This window comes from Halorientalis pallida, assembly GCF_049605515.1.
GTDB classification, from domain to species: Archaea; Halobacteriota; Halobacteria; order Halobacteriales; family Haloarculaceae; genus Halorientalis; species Halorientalis pallida_A.
In genome coordinates this window covers 2,012,138-2,027,633 of sequence record NZ_CP187158.1, presented here as the reverse complement: position 1 = coordinate 2,027,633, position 15,496 = coordinate 2,012,138, and the positions used below count along the sequence as shown (strand labels likewise).

Sequence of the window (15,496 nt, the reverse complement as noted above, 5' to 3'; positions counted from 1 at the left end):
GCCGTTATCGCTCGTGGAAATCGGGATCGGCTGGTAGTGGCCGTCTCCTCCGGAATATCATCGGTGAAAACACGTTCTCACTGCCTGTAGCACCCTTTCCGTGCGCGAACGGTAGCCCTGCTTTATTGTGGCCCGTCTCGTTCTCGACGATAATGCCAGCGACAGTCTATGCAGTTGCCGGCGGCAAGGGCGGTGTCGGCAAGACGACCACGGCGGCGAACCTCGCGGCGACGTTGCGGGCGACGGGCCGGGAGGTCGTCCTCGTGGACGCTGACCTGGCGATGTCGAACCTCCAGGGAATCATCGGCATCGACCACGAACCGACGTTACACGACGTGCTCGGCGGGAACGCCGACCTGGAAGACGCCATCGTCGGCGAGTCGGCCGACGCGCTCGACGCGGCCGGCAGACTCGACGTGTTACCCGGGGCCAGCGAACTCGACGCCTTCGCGGCCGCCGATCCCAGCGGGATCACGGAGGTCGTCGACGTACTGGCCGGTCGGTACGACGCCATCGTCCTCGACACCGCCAGCGGCGTCTCCCGGGAGAGCGCCATCCCCATCGAGGCGGCCGACGAGACCATCGTGATGACCACGCCGGATCGCGCCGCAGTGCTGGACGCGAAGAAGACCGCCGATTTCGTCCGCGGGCTCGACTGCTCGGTCGCCGGCCTCGTCGTCTCCCGGACCTGTCAGGGGCTGACCGACGAGGAGATCGTCGACATCGTCGGCACCGACCATCTCGCGACGATCCCCGACCTCGACGTACCCGGTGCCGACCCGCTGATGCCCTACCGCACGCTGGTCGTCCGGTTGCTCATCGGCCACGACGTGGCGACCGATCCCGCTGCAGTGCTGGACATCGAACCCGGGCAGACGCCCCGGATCACCAGTACGCTGGAACCGACGCCCGAGAAATCGGCGACGAGCGTCGAAGTGAGTACCCCGGCGGCCTCTGCCGGTGGCGACGACGTGCCGGAGGAGCCCCCCGTCGACGGCGGCGACGAGTCGGCCGCTGCCGGAGGGTCGACCGACGACGCCGAGAGCGAGGAGCAGGAGGGTCGCTTCGGTCGGTTCGTCGACGCGATCGGTCGGTAACCGTCCCTATTCTCCGCTGACTGCGCCGATTACCGCCTGGCCACACAGGCTCCCGCCGACGCCACAGAGCAGGCCGTAACAGAGGAGGTACACCAGCGTCCCGGCGCGGGACGGCTGGTAGAGGATGTTGTCGACCTGCAGGGAGAACGCGAAGGTGCCGGCCAGTGCGATCAGGACGTACCCCGTGGCGATGGCCATCCCGGTCGCGAGTGTGGCCCCCATACTCCGCCGGATCGGGACCCGGAAGAACGTAAACAGCGCGCTCGCGACGGTGAGCACGATTGCGGGGTAGAACCGCAAGAGCAGTGTGTGCTCGACCATCGGCAGGTAGTTCTTCGTCAGCGGGATGCTGTCGGGCAGCGCCGTCGTCAGGCCGGTCACGACGACGTTGTGCGCGTTGTAAAACAGGAAGCCGACCCGGACCGGCAGGTTCCCCTCGGGCAGCGACAGCGACCCCGCGACTGCCACCGCGAACAACCCGAGGTAGCCGAGTACGAACGCCCCGAACCCGGCGCTGAAGGCTGGGAACCAGGGAAACATCTCGAACCAGAACTCGACGCGCACGTCCAGCGGTAGCTCCTCCCGGTCGACGCCAGCCTCCCCAACTGGCACGGCGACCCGCTCCTCCTCCGTGGCCCTCGGTTCTTTGACCGTCACATTGTCTCACATTCACGTAATCGGAAAAAAGAGTTCCGCCGTCAGACGCGTTCCGGCAACCACCCGCCCGACACCTCGACGTTCGCGCCGCTGCAGTAGTCGCTGTCCGGTGCGAGGAAAAAGAGCGTCGGCTGGATCAGGTCGGCAAACGCCGCAGGGCGGCCCCGCGGAAGGTCGTCGGGGAACTCGTCGGAGTTCTCGACGACGTACGGCGAGACCGCGTTGACCGTGATCCCGTCGTCGGCCGTGTCGGCCGCCAGCATCCGCGTGAACATCAACACGCCCGTCTTCGCCACGAAGTACGGGAAGTTCTTCGGACTCACCAGCGCCCGCTCGGCGCTGGCGTACCCGATATTGACGATCCGCCCGTCTCCCGCCTCGCGCATCCCCGGTAGCGCCCGCTTCGAGCAGAGGTAGGTCCCGTCGAGATTCGTCTCCAGCACGGTCCGCCAGGTGTCGAAAGCCATCTCCTCCCAGTGGACCGGCGCGAACGCGCCCACGTTGTTCACAAGCACGTCCACCGTCCCGAGACGCTCCTCGACCGCCGAAAAGAGCGCGTCCACCTCGTCGGGGTCGGTCACGTCGGCCTGCACCGTCGCCGCGTCGACGCCGTCCTCGCGGGCGCGCTCGGCGACTGCCTCGGCGGCCGCGTCGCTCGTCCGGTAGTGAACCGCCACGTCGGCCCCGCAGGCCGCGATGGCGAGCAACAGTTCCCGCCCGACGCCTTTGGCGCTCCCCGTCACGAGTGCCGTCCGCCCCGAGAGATCGGGTGTGAGCATACCCCCGATAGGGCCGCCGGGCGCTTAATCGGCCCGCCCCGCGGCCGCCGCCGGTCAGTCCTCGGCGGTCGAGTCCGCGTCGGCAGTCGGCTCCGTGGGCTCTGCCTCGGTCTCGTCCGGGCTGTCTTCGCCCGCCGACTCCGCATCGCCGTCGGCGGTGGTCGCGTCACCGTTCCCGCTGGCCGTCGCACCGCCGTTGGCCGCGGCGTCCGTTCCGTCGTCCGACGAACCGATTCCCAGCAGGGATTCGGTCAGTGACGTGTCCTCGGCCGATGCGGCCACGTCGGGGTTGGGCGTCCCGGTAGCGGGTTCGGGCCCCAGATCCGGCGAGGGGCCGCCCCCGCCCGTGGTCGCCGCCGCCCCCTCGTCGTAGCCGACGAAGCGGTCCCACAGCACCAGCGCCGCCGGGAGGACGAAGATCGACGTGAGGAACGAGTAGACGATGCTCACCGCGGTCAGGATGCCGAACTGTCCGATGGCGGGGAACAGCGCCAGGCCCAGCACGCCGATGCCGAAGACGGTGGTGAGCATACTGCCCAGCAACGCACCGCCGGTCCCCCGGACCGTCCGGTCCAGGGCCGTCACGAGGTCGTGTTCCCGGCGCTCGTCGGCGAAGCGGTGGGTCACGTGGACGGAGTAGTCGATCCCGAGCCCGATGGTGATCGCCAGCATCGTCGCCGTGATGGCGTTGAACGGAATCGCGGCGAAGCGCATCGTCGCCGCCACCAGCGACACCGTCGTGATGATCGGGATGACGTTCGCGATGCCGAGCGTCGCCCGTCCTTCGAGGACGTAGTAGACGAGCAACAGGAACAGCGTCGCCCCGAGCAGGGCCAGCGCCAGGCTCTCTACGGCCGACATGAAGATCACGTCCGAGACCGCCTGGAAGACGACGGTCTGGCCGGTCGCCACGGCGTGGAACCGGAAGCCGTCCGCCATCTCGCGGGCGTCGGCGGTGATCTCGCCCTGTTCCGCGCCGGACTCGACCGTGTAGACGACGCGCGTGGCCCGGCGGTCCTCGGTCATGTAGTTCAGCGCCTGCCCGCGGGCCGGCGAGGACAGCAGGGCGTCGTACACGTCACCGAGGTTCTGGTCGGGAATCCCGTTGTCGTTGCGGTCGTTGCGGTCGACCAGCCGGGCGAACGACTCGTTGCGCTGGGCGCGGTCCTGGATCACCGTGACGATGCTCGTCGAGTCGGCGTGGCGGCCGTCGTCAGTGATGATGGTGTCGGGCGGGTCGTCGCCGGCCCTGTGGATACTCTCCAGGGCTGTGGGTTTCTCTAACCGCCCTTCGACGTACATGGTCACCGAGTCCGACTGGGTGGAGTCGAACTTGTCTTCGAGGAAGTTCGTCGTCTCCGTGACGGTGTACTCGTGGGGGCGGAACGGCTCGGGCAACTCCATCACCCAGTCGGGGTTGTCCTCCGGCGGGAGGAAGTCCTCCTGGGCGAAGGAGGTGGAGACGCCGGTGGCGTAGTAGCCCGCGCCGGCGGTCCCGAGCAGGATCAGGATCAGGAAGATGGCGGGCGCGCGGTTGGCGATGACGACGCCGATCCGGAGGACGCTCCCGAGCGCCGACCCCTCGGAGCCCATCGGCGTCTGGCTGAACGTGGGGATCGGGTACTTCTCGCGTTTCCGGTCCATCCACACCTTCGCCGCCGGGAGGAAGATCCCGAAGATCAGGAAGGTGAAGACGATGCCGACGCTGGCGACGACCCCGAAGTCACGGATGGGGCCGAGGTCGCTGATGAGGTTGGCGGCGAAGCCGATGACCGTCGTCCCGGTGACGATGAAGAAGGCCACGATCAACTGGTCGGTCGTGACCCGCATCGACTCCTCGATGGAGTAGTCGTGGGCCCGCTCCTCGCGGTAGCGGTTGATGGCGTGGATGCCGAAGTCGATCCCGACCGCCAGCAACAGCGGCGGCACGGCGATCAGCATCTGGCTGAACGGGATGCCAGCGAGGCCCATGAACCCGAACGTCCAGATGATCCCCATCACCAGCGAGACGACGCCCAGCAGGAGGTCCATCAGGTCCCGGTACGCGATGATCAGGAAGAACGTGATGAAGATCACCGCGGCGGGCACGACGATCAGCAGCGAGTCGAGGATGACGTTCGAGAACTCGCTGGCCAGCACGCCCGACCCGAACACCTGGATCGACCCCTCGACGGTCGACACGACGAAGATCGACTGCTCCTGGATCGGCGTCAGCGGACTGGTGCCGCCCTGACCCGACCCGGAGGAGAGTCCGGCGGGGACCTCGTGGCTCACCGAGCCGATAGTCGCGGTCGCGGTCGCGGACTCGGGGTTGAAGTCGTTGCTCAGAAGGCCCGAAAACTGCGGGCTCCGCTCGGCCGCCCGCGCGACCGCCCGGTCGATCTCACCGGCGGTCGCGCCCTCGACGGCGTCGATCTGTTCGTCCAGCGTCGTCGCCGTCGGATCGAGCTGTGTGGCGACGATGCGGGCCGCCCCGCCGGTCGAGATCACGCGCAAGGAGTCCCGTTCCTGGAGTCGCTCCTGGGCGCGCAACATGTTCAGCAGCGACTCCCTGTCGAGGACGTTCCGGTTGTGCTGGATGAGCGACGTACTCCCGGTGTCGGCGGCGAACGTGGGGGAGAACTTCTCGTTGACCTGGGTGAAGGCCTCCTCGGCCGGGAGGCCGGTGGTGAACTGCGAGGTCCCGGCAGAGGTCCCGACGCTACCCAGCCCCATCGCGAACACGGCTGTCACGAGGAGGAACGCGAGGATGATCCGGCCGGGCCGTTCGACGATGGTCTCGTCGATCCGGTCGATGACGCGCTGGTGATCCATGTTAGCGGAAGCGCATGTAACCGCCGATAGCGACGACGAGGACGACGCCGACGCCGACGAGCGTCAGCGGGAAGCCGCCGCCGCCACCGCTCCGTTCGCGCACGTCGATCGGGACGCGGTAGCGGTCCGAGAGCAGCGTGTCACCGTCCGCATCGTCGTACTCGAAGTCGATCGACAGCGGGTACTGCTTGGGCAGTGCGCCGCTGGCCCCGACGTTGAAGCTGATCGTCGTCGACTCGCCCGGGCCGAGTTCGTCGATGTACGCCTCCGAGTCGGAGACGCTGATCGGGCTGTCGGCGAACATCTTCGCCGAGATGGCCGACAGCGTCTCGTTGGCCGTGTTGGTGACCTCGACGCCGATAGTCGTCGAGCCGCCGTTCTCGACCGAACCGTTGACGATACTGACGGCGAAGGCGTCGGAACCGGGGGCCACGTCGACGCGGGTCGGCAGGTCGTCGCTCGTGCGCGCGTCACCGTCGCCGTCGCGGTACTCGGCGACGAAGACGAACTGCTTGGGGCCGCTCGTGGCGGCGTCGCTGACCTCGATGTCGAGGTCGAACTCCGCCGACTGGCCGGGTTCGAGCGTCCCGACGGAGTACTCCTTGTCGGTGGGGCTGAGGTTCTGGAGCTGGCTGGTCAGCCGGACGACCACGTCGTCGGCGACCAGATCGCCGTCGTTGCGGATCGTCCCCGAGAGCGTGCCGTCCTCACCGACGCGGAGCGAGGACTCGACGTTCGACAGCTCGAAGTTCGTCTCGGGTAGCGGGACGACACCCATCGAGAGTCCGTCGGACTGGTGGGCCACGCCGTCGCTGTCGTCGTAGCTGGCGGTCGCGCGGAAGGCGTAGCGCTGCTGTTCGGCGTCGGACGAGGCCTTGACCTGGTACTGGATGGTCTTCCGTTCGCCGGGTGCCCACTCGCCGGCGTAGCGGGTGGCCGAACTCGACTGGCCGAAGGTGAGGTCGCTGTTCAGCGATTCGAGTTTGACGCTCGTGTCACTGGCCGTCTCCGTCCCGGTGTTCTCCATGGTCACGCCGACCGTGCCGCTGGAGCCGACCTGCACGTCGGACTCGGTGTCGACGATCTCGAACCGGGCGCTGTCCTCGATCCGGAGCGTGACCTGGAACGTATCGGTCTCGCTTTTCTCGTTGTAGCTCCGCAGGCCCGTGTCGGACTGGGTGATCCGTGAGTAGTACTCGTAGTCGACCTCCGCCGTCAGGGTGTAGGTCCCCGGTTCGGCGTCCTCGGCGACGGCGATGTCGAACGGCACTTCGGTGGAGGCTTCACCGGGCAACTGCCCGACGGTCTGCCGGTCCGTCTCGATGGACACCGGTGCCTTCCCGGACTGCAGGTCGACCGTCATCCCGCGGGCCTTGGTGACCTGTGACTCCAATCCACTGGCCGAGCCGTAGTCGACCTCTCCCTGGTTGTTGATCTGGAGGGAAAGCGTCGTGTCTTCCCCGGAGACGACGGTGTTGTCCCCGATAGACGCCGACAGCTCCGGATTCCCCGACACGACGAATCCGCCAAGCGCCGGCATCGGTACCAGAAACAGTGCGACGACTCCGAGAACCGCGAGTTGTGTTCCTCTCATGCTTGATTGAACGTTCAGTCAGTTCGCGTACTTGATTGAACGTTCATTCAACACAAGTATCTTTCCATTCGGTACCAGCCTCGTTGCTCGATGGGGAGAGTCGAAAGGCTATTAGTCGGTGATTGAATATTCAGTCAACAATGCCGAACCGGACGGACCTGTTCGAGCCGGACCCCGACGACACGCGCGAGGCCATCATGAAGGCCACGTACGATGCACTCTCGAAGCACGGGTACGCGGACCTGACGATCCAGCGCATCGGCGACGAGTTCGACAAGAGCAAGTCCCTGCTGTACCACCACTACGATAGCAAAGACGCACTGCTGGTCGACTTCATGGCCTTCATGCTGGAACGGATGGAGGGAACGATTCCGCTGGAGGAGGCCGACGCCGCCGACGACCGGCTCCAGATCGGGTTCGACCACGTGTTCACCGACTTTCTCGCCGGGGACAACGAGGAGTTTCACCGCGCCATGACGGAACTGCGGGCACAGTCGGCCCACGACGACGCCTTCCGGCAGCAGTTCACGAGAAACGACCAGTTCTTCAAATCGCGGGTCGAGGACGTGCTGGAGGAGGGCATCGAGCAGGGAATCTTCCACGACGTCGACACCGAGCAGGTCGCGACGATGATCGTCACGATCATGCAGGGAGCGATGTTTCGGGCGACGACGAGCACGGAACCCGACCTCGACGCGGTTCGTGCGGAACTGGAAGCCTACGTCGAGACACGTCTCCTCGCCGACGGGTCCTGAACGGCGATCACCGGGTTACTCCGGTCGCTCCCGCCCGGCCCTCTCTTTCCACGTCCGCTCCTGTGCCCGCTCGGCGGCGTGACGCTGGCCGTCGGCGACCACGTCGCGGGCCTCCCGCTCGAACCCCTCGATCTCGTCGAGAAACCCCTCCTGGAAGCTCTCCAGCACGTCGTAGGACCACCGGTCGTCGTCGATGACGCCGTGGGGCAGATACCGGTCCCGCACTGCGTCGGCCAGATCGTCGTAGCCACACTCCCGAAGGAGTGGTTCGGCCTCCGCGAGGTGGTCCATCGCGTGCCCGGTATTGTGGTGAAACTCGACCAGATGCCCGTGGGCCCGGTGGAGCCACTCCAGCCCGAGTTCGACCTGGTGTAACGCCGCCCGTTCGTCCTCGGTCAGGTCCGCCGGTGCCGTCGATCCGTCCGGTGCCATGTGTTATGATACCACACCACGCGTGTTGAACCTGTCGCGGCGAGTGGCCACCACAACCCATAGGTGTCGGTGCCCCCAGGTTCGGCTATGCGCCGCCGCCAGTTCCTCGCCGCGACGGCCGGTGTCGGGATGGCTCCGGCCGCCACCGGTCGCCCCCGCCCGCAATCGTCGTCCTCGTTCGCACCGCTCGGGACGCTCGAACTCCCGGGTCTCGCCGAAACCGTCGTCACCGACGACGGCACCACGGCCGTCGCGGCCGTCTCCGACGGGTTCGCGACCGTCGATCTCGCCGACCCGACCGCCCCCAGCCTGCTGGCCGAGCGCCGCGACATCCTCGCCGACCGCGCGGACGGCCCCCTGCGCAACGTCTGGGACGTGAAATGCGACGGCGACACGCTCGCCGTCGTCGGCCCCGCCAACGCCAGCCGGGACGCCATCGAGGCCGCCGTCTTCTACGACGTGAGTGATCCCGCCGACCCCGAGCGACTGGGCGTCCACGAGACGCGGTATCCGATCCACAACTGCGACATCGCCGACGGCGTGGCCTACCTCACCGCCAACAGCGCCGGCAGCGTCGGCCTCGCGACGGTCTCGGTCGGGGCCGACCCGGAACGACTGGGCGGCTGGGCGCTCACCGACCACGACCAGCGGTGGGCCGACGTGCGATACGCGCTCGCGAACCTCCACGACGTGTACGTGCAGGACGGCTTGGCCTACCTGGCCCACTGGGACGCCGGCACCTGGATCGTCGACGTGAGCGACCCGGCGACACCCTCGCTGGTCTCCCGGGTCCGCGGCCGGTCGGTCGAAGACCTCCGGGAGTACGGGCGCAACGCCGCCCGGCGAGACGGGTTCCGACGGCCGGGGAACGACCACTACGTCGCCGTGAACGACACCGGCGACCTGCTCGGCATCGGGATCGAGGCGTGGTTCCAGCCCGGCCCCGGTGGCATCGTCCTCTACGACGTGTCCGACGTGGCGAACCCCCAGCGGCTCACCCGGATCGACCCGCCGCCGGTCCCCGAGGGGGAGAGCGCCGGCTACTCGAACGGCGTCTGGACGACCGCCCACAACTTCGGGTTCGCCGGCGACCGACTCTACACCGCCTGGTACCAGGGCGGCGTCAAGGTCTTCGACGTGAGCGACCCCGCGAACCCCACCGAAGTCGCCGCCTGGCGCGACACCGACGACGCCTGCTTCTGGACCGCGTGTCCGGCGGGCGATTTTCTGGTCGCTCCCAGCGTCGACCAGCCGCCCGGAGTCGACATCACCGAACGGCTCTACACGTTCCCCGATCCCGGGTCCGGCCTGACGCCCGCGGACGGGAGCGAATCCCCGACCGCGGGCGCGACCGACACGGCGTCGGGGACCGGAACTGCGACCACGACCGACGCGAGCGGCCCCGGATTCGGCGTGCTGGCGGGGCTGGCTGGCCTCGGACTGGGTGCGTGGCGGGCGACCCGAGACCGAACGGAGTGAGGGATCGGGTCCGGACGAACGGCGAGTGAAACGAGCCGTGAGCCACGCGCTGGAACGACCACCGACTGAGCCCTACAAGGCGTTCTCGACCGCGCTGGCCACGCTCCGGGCTTTCTCGGCCAGGTCCTCTGGCACGTCCCCCGATTCGACGGCGGCGTCGAGTTCGTCGTCGTCGACGCGCTCGACCCGGCCGTCGCCGTGTTTCACCACGTCGACGTGCAGGTCGACGTAGCGCACGGTGTCGGGGAACACCTCCACGGGCGTGCAGACGTTGACGTAGGTGCCTTTCCGGCGGTCCTCGGCGTCCCGGTAGACCGTCGCGTACCACCAGCGGCCCTCCTTGAACTTCGTGACGGCCACGTCGCCGGCCTCGATGGGTTCGCCGATGGCGTCTAGCCGCCCGCCGGGCGAGAGTTCCCGCGAGACCGTCACGGTCCCGTCGGGGTCGGACGCGGCCACGTCGCCCCGGCCGAGGCTGATGTAGCGGCCGTCGGGCTTGCCGTGGCCGATCTCGACCGAATCGCCCTCGTGGGGGCCGAACTGCCGGGTCACGACGCCGAAGGGGAAGTCGAGTCCGTCGCCGTCCCCGCCGTCCGTCGAGCCACAGATCGCCTCCGCGAAGTCGACGGCGGCGCTCGCGCGGTCGTCGCCGGCCTTGATGCGGTGGTGGCCGGGCATCGTCGGCACCACGTCGCGCCGGCGTTCGTCCAGCGCGAAGCGGGACTCACGGCCGAACCAGACCCACCGTGTCGCCGTCCCGTCCCAGCGTCGCCCGACCGTCTCCCCGGGATCGGGGGCGTCGGCCAGCGCCTCATCCAGCGATTCGGCGCGCTCGTTGTGGGCCTGCAGGGCGTCGGCGAGCGCGTCGAACTCCGCGTCGTCGGACAGGTGTCCCCAGCGGACGCCCCAGCCGTCCCGGGGGTCCGCCGAGATGAGGTCGACGATGTCCGCCGGGCCGCCGCCGCGGGTGGTCGAGCCGCCCCGGACCAGTTCGGCCAGCGCGCCCGCGAACCCGAGTTCCGTGTCGAGGACGGGTCTGTTCGAACCCCAGGGCGGGGCGGGTTCACGCACCTGCACGCGAACCCGGTCGTCGGTCTCCACGCGGTCGTCGGCGCGTTCGTAGGGCAGGAAGCCCTCCGCGTCGTCGCCGAGGCGGACGACCGCGCCACTCCCGAGCGTCTCGGTTACGCGGCCGTCGAACACCGCGTCGCGCGGCGCGGGGTCGGTCCAGACGAGGGTGTCCCGCCCCACGTCGGCGAGCAGATCCGCCAGCGTCGCCACCGCCTCGGGGTCGCCGGCGACGCCGACGCCCTGTCGGTCGCCCGTCGTTTCGACGCTCGCGTCGGCGTGAATCGGCGGGAACGAGCCCTCGAAGCGGTCGGCGATGGCGTCGGAGGCCTGGACCACCGACAGGTCCCCGCGGTCGGCGAACGTCCCGGTCAGGGCCGTGCTGTAGATGCCGCGGACGCGGACGTTCATAGCGCGTCGGGATCGGTCGTGAACCGCACCCGGTCGTGGACGGTCGGGCCCAGACTCAACTCGACGGTCTCGTCGGTGAGGATGCGGCCGCCCTCGACGTAGACGCCCCAGCCGTCGAACTTCAGGTAGCCCCGCAGGTCGTCGGCGTGGGTGTAGAGGTCGACGTACTCCACGTCGTGTTCGACGACGTCGCTGGCGCTGTGGGCGATGTCCATGTCCGAGTGGACGGTGTCCAGTCCGTCGAAGAAGTCCTCGATGGCCTCGGCCGTCTCGGCCGTCGCCTCGACGACGCGCTCGGAGGCCGCGCCGATCTCCTCGGTCGACAGGCCGGCCTCGCGGAGCGCCTGCTGTGTCCGCTGATCGAAGTGCATGCCCGGCCGTTGGCGGGCCGGGGTCCTAAAGAATCAGGTTCAGGATCTGCACGAGGACGCCGAAGAAGGCGCCGAAGGCGACGACAGTCTTCGGATCGATCCGGATCGCGTTGTTGTCCTCGGCGTCGAAGTACCGGACCAGCCCGGCACTCGACATCAGCCCCCCGCCGTCGTTGCTGCTCATACCCGACAGTGACCGGTCACCCGGGGTAAGTGTTTCGCCTCGATCCGACTTTATGAACTACCCCAATTGACCGGCTACTTAAAATAGTTCAGATACGGCAGAGAACGCTCACCCTCTGACATACGTTACTGTGTGTCACTGGGGGAAGCGATGACAGACGAGACCACTCACCAGGACGAACAGGATCGGGACTCGGGACTGAACCGGCGGAGCGTGCTGAAGGCCACGTCGGCGGCGGCGGTCGGGACGGTCGGGTTCGGCGCGGCCAGCGGGACGGCCACGGCCGCGGAGGCAGAGGAGGAGTTCCTCGGAAACTGTCTGGCCGACCTGCCGGCGGCACCCGAGGACGCACCCATCGTCGACCTGACCGGCGACGGACTGGCGACGCGTGGCGCGATGCCGTCGGGCGAAGACGAAGTGCTGTTTTACATCCACGGCTGGCTCGAAGACGCCTCGGGCGGCGGCGAGAACCAGGGGCAGGCGCTGGCGAACGCGCTCGACGCGAACGGGTACGGCGCGCCGGTCGTCTCGGTCCTGTGGGACTCGAACACGCTGAACTGGTGGGGCGGCAAGGACGCCGCCGAAGCCGCCGGCGAGGGGTTCGCGGGCTGGCTCGACGGCTACATGAGCGACAACCCCGACACCACGGTTCGGGTCGTCGGCCACTCGCTGGGCGGCCGCGCCGCCTACGCGATGCTCGACGCACTGGACGGCTCGGTCGCGTCGGTGTCGGCCATCGGTGCGGCGAACGACCCCGAGACCGTCTGTGCGGACGGCCGGTTCGGCGACGGCATCGCAGGGTCGGCCGACGCGGTGTACAACTTCCACTCGAAGAACGACGACATCGTCTGTAGCGCCTACAAGCTCCTGGAGATGACCGAGGGCGTCGGCTGTGTCGGCGCGGAGTGTGACGGCGGCTGGTTCGACGACGGATCGACACCGGACACCTACGCCGACGTGGACGTCAGCGACGCCGTCTTGAACCACTGTGACTACTTCCGGCCCGACAGGGGCTGTGTCCCGGAGATCGTCGACCGGTTCGACGACGGGACGGCGGCGGAGAGCGACGACGAAGACGACGGCTGGTGGTAGGCGGGCTATCGGCCGTCTGCAGAACCGGCGTCACCGTATCTCGGCGAGCGTGTCGCGGAACTCACCCATCGCGCGGTCCGAGACCGTCGCGTCGACGAGTTCGCTCTCGATCCGGCGGAGGTGTTTGCCGACCGCGCTGGCCGAACAGTCCAGATCGGCCGCGATGTCGTCGTAGGTCGCTTCGCGCGGCGACTCGTAGTAGCCCTTCTCGACGGCGACCAGCAACACCTCCCGCTGGCGCTCGGTGAGGCCCGCGAACCGCCGGTCGGTCCCCGGATCGTAGTCGCCGATGCGCTCGATGGTCACGTCGATCTCCTCGCGCGTCGCCGCGATCTGTTCCTGGAGTTGCTCTTTCGCGCCGATCACGGACACCCGGAGACTCGAGATCGACGGGTCGACGAACTCCAGCGGGAAATCGAGGTGGGTCGCGTAGGAGTCGTGGAGTTCGAGCAGGTTCCTGATGAGGTCGCTGGGGTGGTAGTGGACCTGGAGCATCACGTGGTCGCCGGCGTCGGACACCTGATAGTCGATCACCTTGTCGCCAGCGCGTGCGAGACTCTCGTCGATCTGGTCGCGGGTCGCCTCCGCCTCGTACAGCATCACTGCCGTCCCGTCGGTCAACAGGCTCAGCTCCTGTATCGACCGGAGAACGACCCCGCACTCCCGGAACACCACCTCCCCGGGGTCGAAATACCCCCGCTCCGGCGTCAGCGCGTACGTGACGTATCTCACACTCCGTGTAGTGGGAACCGCTTCAATAGTGATTGTCCTCGTTTCGAGGCTCAATACGTCCCCCGTCGGCGACCGACGCCTGATAAAAAAGTTCACGTGAAAAGCAGAAAATTAAGGATAAATACGAGCTGATAAAATACTGTGGTGTGTCACACGGGCGTCCGCCAGCGATGCGGGATCGTCCGGCGACCGGTGTCCTGAATCCCCTACCGGCTCGTCGGTGCGACCCAGCGAGCGCGTCCGTTCGTGCGACCGGCTCCGCGGTGCGATCACGGGACCTGCCGCGGTGTCGGGTGCTGACACCACGTCGCGTCTGTTCCCCACGCAGGCGTCCCGACTCTCACTTTTCGGGCGCGACGGTGCCGATCAGTTCGCGCCGTCGGCGTCGGCTTCGACGCCGGTTTCGGGGACGACGCCCGTCAGGAGTTCGCTCTCGATGCGCCGGAGGTGCTGGCCGACGGCACCCGCCGAACAGTCCAGATCGGCGGCGATGTCCTCGTAGGTCACCTTCCGTGGCACGTCGTAGTAGCCCTTCTCGACGGCGGTCTGTAACACTTCGCGCTGGCGTTCGGTGAGCGTCCCGAACTCGCGGCTGGCCGCCGGTTCGTAACTGCTCACCTGTTCGATCGTCACGTCGATGGCCTCACGGGTCGCCGTGATCTGGTCTTGCAGTTCCGATTCGGGCCCCAGAAGCGAGATTCGCAGGCTCGACGTGTCCGTGCGGACGAACTCCAGGGGATACTCCAGATGGGTCGCGTGCGACCGGTGGAGATCGAAGAGACTCCTGATGGCATCGCTCGGATAGTAGTGGACCTGGAGTCGCCGCGTCCCCTCCCCACCCGCGGTGTCGTAGCCGATCACCTTCTCCCCGGCCTGGGACATGCTCTCGTGGATGTCCTCAACGTCGGCCGACACTTCGTAGAGCGCCACGAACGACCCGTCGGTGAGGATACTGACGTCCTCGATGGTGCGGAGAATCACCCCGTGATCCCTGAATACCTCCTCCCCTGGATCGAAGTACCCCCGATTCGGCGTGATGATGTAGGACGCGAACCGCATACGCGCCACTTTCGTGACCCGTCGAATAAATGTTCTGTCGTGCCAGTCGCGTTCACGGGCGCAGTCCGGCGGCTCTCCCCTCGTCCGGGTCGCCTCGGCAGTGAAAACGCTTATCGGGAACCGTGGGTTACATTCGCCGTAGATCTATGACAGTCACGCTCAAGGACTTCTACGCGGACTGGTGCGGTCCGTGTAAGACCCAGGACCCCATCCTGGAGGAGCTGGAGACGGAGTGGGAAAGCGTCGAGTTCGAGAAGGTAAACGTCGACGAGGAGCAGGACGTGGCCAACGAGTACCAGGTCCGGTCCCTGCCCACGCTCATCGTCGAGAACGACGACGGCATCGTCGACCGGTTCGTGGGCGTCACGCAGGCCGACGACATCGAGGACGCCCTCGAGAAAGCCGGCGCATAAACTGACGACGATCCGATTTTCCGGGTCCCCGCCTAGAGGACCTGTCGCTGACAGGTGCCACAGAGGTTCTCCTCTTTCACGTCGACCTCCCGAACGGTCGGCGAGAAGTTCATGACACAGCGTTTGTTGTCGCAGTGTTCCAGGCCGAGCGTGTGGCCGATCTCGTGGACGACCTCTTTGCGGACCCGATCACTGAAGATGTCCTCCGCGGAGCGATTCGAGAAGCCGCCGTCCGAGGAGGTCTGGAGCCGATACGTCGAGATGACGCTGCCATTTCCGTCGAGATAGGCGAGCCCGAAGACGTAGTTGCGCCGCCGATAGAACAGGTCTTTCGGGGTGATGGCGATGTTTTTCTCCCCCGAGCCGACGTGGCTGGCGAGTTCGATGAACTCCTCTGCGCGGAACTGGTCCCGATTGGCGTCGTAGGACCCGTCAGGCACCGGCTGGGCGTCGTGGACCGTGACCTCGCAGTCGTAGACGGTCCGCAATCCGGCGGAGGCTTCCCGCTTGACCGGGGCGTCCACCTCGCCGACCGGCACGATGTCGACGTGCATGCCAA

The 15,496-nt window shown here is 67.4% G+C and carries 16 protein-coding genes; 5 read left to right on the top strand and 11 right to left on the bottom strand.

The window, feature by feature from the left end; genetic code table 11:
• The first annotated feature begins 152 nt into the window (after positions 1–152).
• Complete coding sequence (locus tag ACOZ4N_RS11920) at positions 153–1,097, top strand: MinD/ParA family ATP-binding protein (RefSeq protein WP_424016601.1); 945 nt, start codon at positions 153–155, stop codon at positions 1,095–1,097.
• Between the two features lie 6 nt (positions 1,098–1,103).
• On the opposite strand, the gene ACOZ4N_RS11915 is transcribed toward ACOZ4N_RS11920, so the two are convergent.
• The 4 genes from ACOZ4N_RS11915 to ACOZ4N_RS11900 are packed head-to-tail and all read right to left on the bottom strand — an operon-like array spanning position 1,104 to position 6,941.
• On the bottom strand, positions 1,104–1,754 hold the full coding sequence (locus tag ACOZ4N_RS11915) for a hypothetical protein (RefSeq protein WP_424016600.1): 651 nt from the start codon (positions 1,752–1,754) through the stop codon (positions 1,104–1,106).
• Positions 1,755–1,795: 41 nt separating this feature from the next.
• A complete protein-coding gene (locus ACOZ4N_RS11910; RefSeq protein WP_424016599.1) occupies positions 1,796–2,533 on the bottom strand; it encodes an SDR family NAD(P)-dependent oxidoreductase in 738 nt (245 codons plus the stop codon).
• Between the two features lie 54 nt (positions 2,534–2,587).
• Positions 2,588–5,347 carry an efflux RND transporter permease subunit gene (locus tag ACOZ4N_RS11905; RefSeq protein WP_424016598.1) on the bottom strand — a complete coding sequence of 920 codons (2,760 nt, stop codon included), beginning with the start codon at positions 5,345–5,347 and terminating at the stop codon, positions 2,588–2,590.
• Position 5,348: 1 nt separating this feature from the next.
• Complete coding sequence (locus tag ACOZ4N_RS11900) at positions 5,349–6,941, bottom strand: COG1361 S-layer family protein (protein ID WP_424016597.1); 1,593 nt, start codon at positions 6,939–6,941, stop codon at positions 5,349–5,351.
• 140 nt (positions 6,942–7,081) lie between these two features.
• Between ACOZ4N_RS11900 and ACOZ4N_RS11895 the strand changes: the two genes are divergently transcribed.
• Complete coding sequence (locus tag ACOZ4N_RS11895; protein WP_424016596.1) at positions 7,082–7,696, top strand: TetR/AcrR family transcriptional regulator; 615 nt, start codon at positions 7,082–7,084, stop codon at positions 7,694–7,696.
• 15 nt (positions 7,697–7,711) lie between these two features.
• Here the strand turns inward: ACOZ4N_RS11895 and ACOZ4N_RS11890 are convergent, their stop codons facing one another.
• On the bottom strand, positions 7,712–8,128 hold the full coding sequence (locus tag ACOZ4N_RS11890) for a hypothetical protein (protein ID WP_424016595.1): 417 nt from the start codon (positions 8,126–8,128) through the stop codon (positions 7,712–7,714).
• Between the two features lie 87 nt (positions 8,129–8,215).
• Here ACOZ4N_RS11890 and ACOZ4N_RS11885 point away from each other — a divergent pair, with 87 nt between their 5' ends.
• Positions 8,216–9,607, top strand: a complete 1,392-nt coding sequence (locus ACOZ4N_RS11885; protein ID WP_424016594.1) for an LVIVD repeat-containing protein — start codon at positions 8,216–8,218, stop codon at positions 9,605–9,607.
• 72 nt (positions 9,608–9,679) lie between these two features.
• Here the strand turns inward: ACOZ4N_RS11885 and ACOZ4N_RS11880 are convergent, their stop codons facing one another.
• Genes ACOZ4N_RS11880 through ACOZ4N_RS11870 form a run of 3 tightly spaced genes read right to left on the bottom strand, consistent with a single transcriptional unit; the run spans position 9,680 to position 11,641 of the window.
• Positions 9,680–11,086 carry a DUF402 domain-containing protein gene (locus ACOZ4N_RS11880; protein WP_424016593.1) on the bottom strand — a complete coding sequence of 469 codons (1,407 nt, stop codon included), beginning with the start codon at positions 11,084–11,086 and terminating at the stop codon, positions 9,680–9,682.
• Positions 11,083–11,457: a DUF7532 family protein gene (locus ACOZ4N_RS11875; protein WP_424016592.1), complete on the bottom strand. Its 375-nt coding sequence runs from the start codon at positions 11,455–11,457 to the stop codon at positions 11,083–11,085. The genes ACOZ4N_RS11880 and ACOZ4N_RS11875 overlap by 4 nt, the downstream gene beginning before the upstream one ends.
• A 25-nt stretch (positions 11,458–11,482) precedes the next feature.
• Complete coding sequence (locus tag ACOZ4N_RS11870; protein ID WP_092659525.1) at positions 11,483–11,641, bottom strand: preprotein translocase subunit Sec61beta; 159 nt, start codon at positions 11,639–11,641, stop codon at positions 11,483–11,485.
• Positions 11,642–11,791: 150 nt separating this feature from the next.
• On the opposite strand from ACOZ4N_RS11870, the gene ACOZ4N_RS11865 reads away from it, so the two are divergent.
• Positions 11,792–12,733 carry an alpha/beta hydrolase gene (locus tag ACOZ4N_RS11865; protein WP_424016591.1) on the top strand — a complete coding sequence of 314 codons (942 nt, stop codon included), beginning with the start codon at positions 11,792–11,794 and terminating at the stop codon, positions 12,731–12,733.
• A 30-nt stretch (positions 12,734–12,763) separates the two neighbouring features.
• On the opposite strand, the gene ACOZ4N_RS11860 is transcribed toward ACOZ4N_RS11865, so the two are convergent.
• The gene (locus ACOZ4N_RS11860; protein ID WP_424016590.1) at positions 12,764–13,465 is read right to left on the bottom strand and encodes a helix-turn-helix domain-containing protein; all 702 of its coding nucleotides are present in this window, start codon (positions 13,463–13,465) and stop codon (positions 12,764–12,766) included.
• Positions 13,466–13,831: 366 nt separating this feature from the next.
• Positions 13,832–14,524, bottom strand: a complete 693-nt coding sequence (locus tag ACOZ4N_RS11855; RefSeq protein WP_424016589.1) for a helix-turn-helix domain-containing protein — start codon at positions 14,522–14,524, stop codon at positions 13,832–13,834.
• 146 nt (positions 14,525–14,670) lie between these two features.
• Here ACOZ4N_RS11855 and ACOZ4N_RS11850 point away from each other — a divergent pair, with 146 nt between their 5' ends.
• A complete protein-coding gene (locus ACOZ4N_RS11850) occupies positions 14,671–14,937 on the top strand; it encodes a thioredoxin family protein (protein WP_092659517.1) in 267 nt (88 codons plus the stop codon).
• Between the two features lie 32 nt (positions 14,938–14,969).
• Here the strand turns inward: ACOZ4N_RS11850 and ACOZ4N_RS11845 are convergent, their stop codons facing one another.
• Positions 14,970–15,491: an archaemetzincin family Zn-dependent metalloprotease gene (locus tag ACOZ4N_RS11845; RefSeq protein ID WP_092693651.1), complete on the bottom strand. Its 522-nt coding sequence runs from the start codon at positions 15,489–15,491 to the stop codon at positions 14,970–14,972.
• Positions 15,492–15,496: the final 5 nt, after the last annotated feature.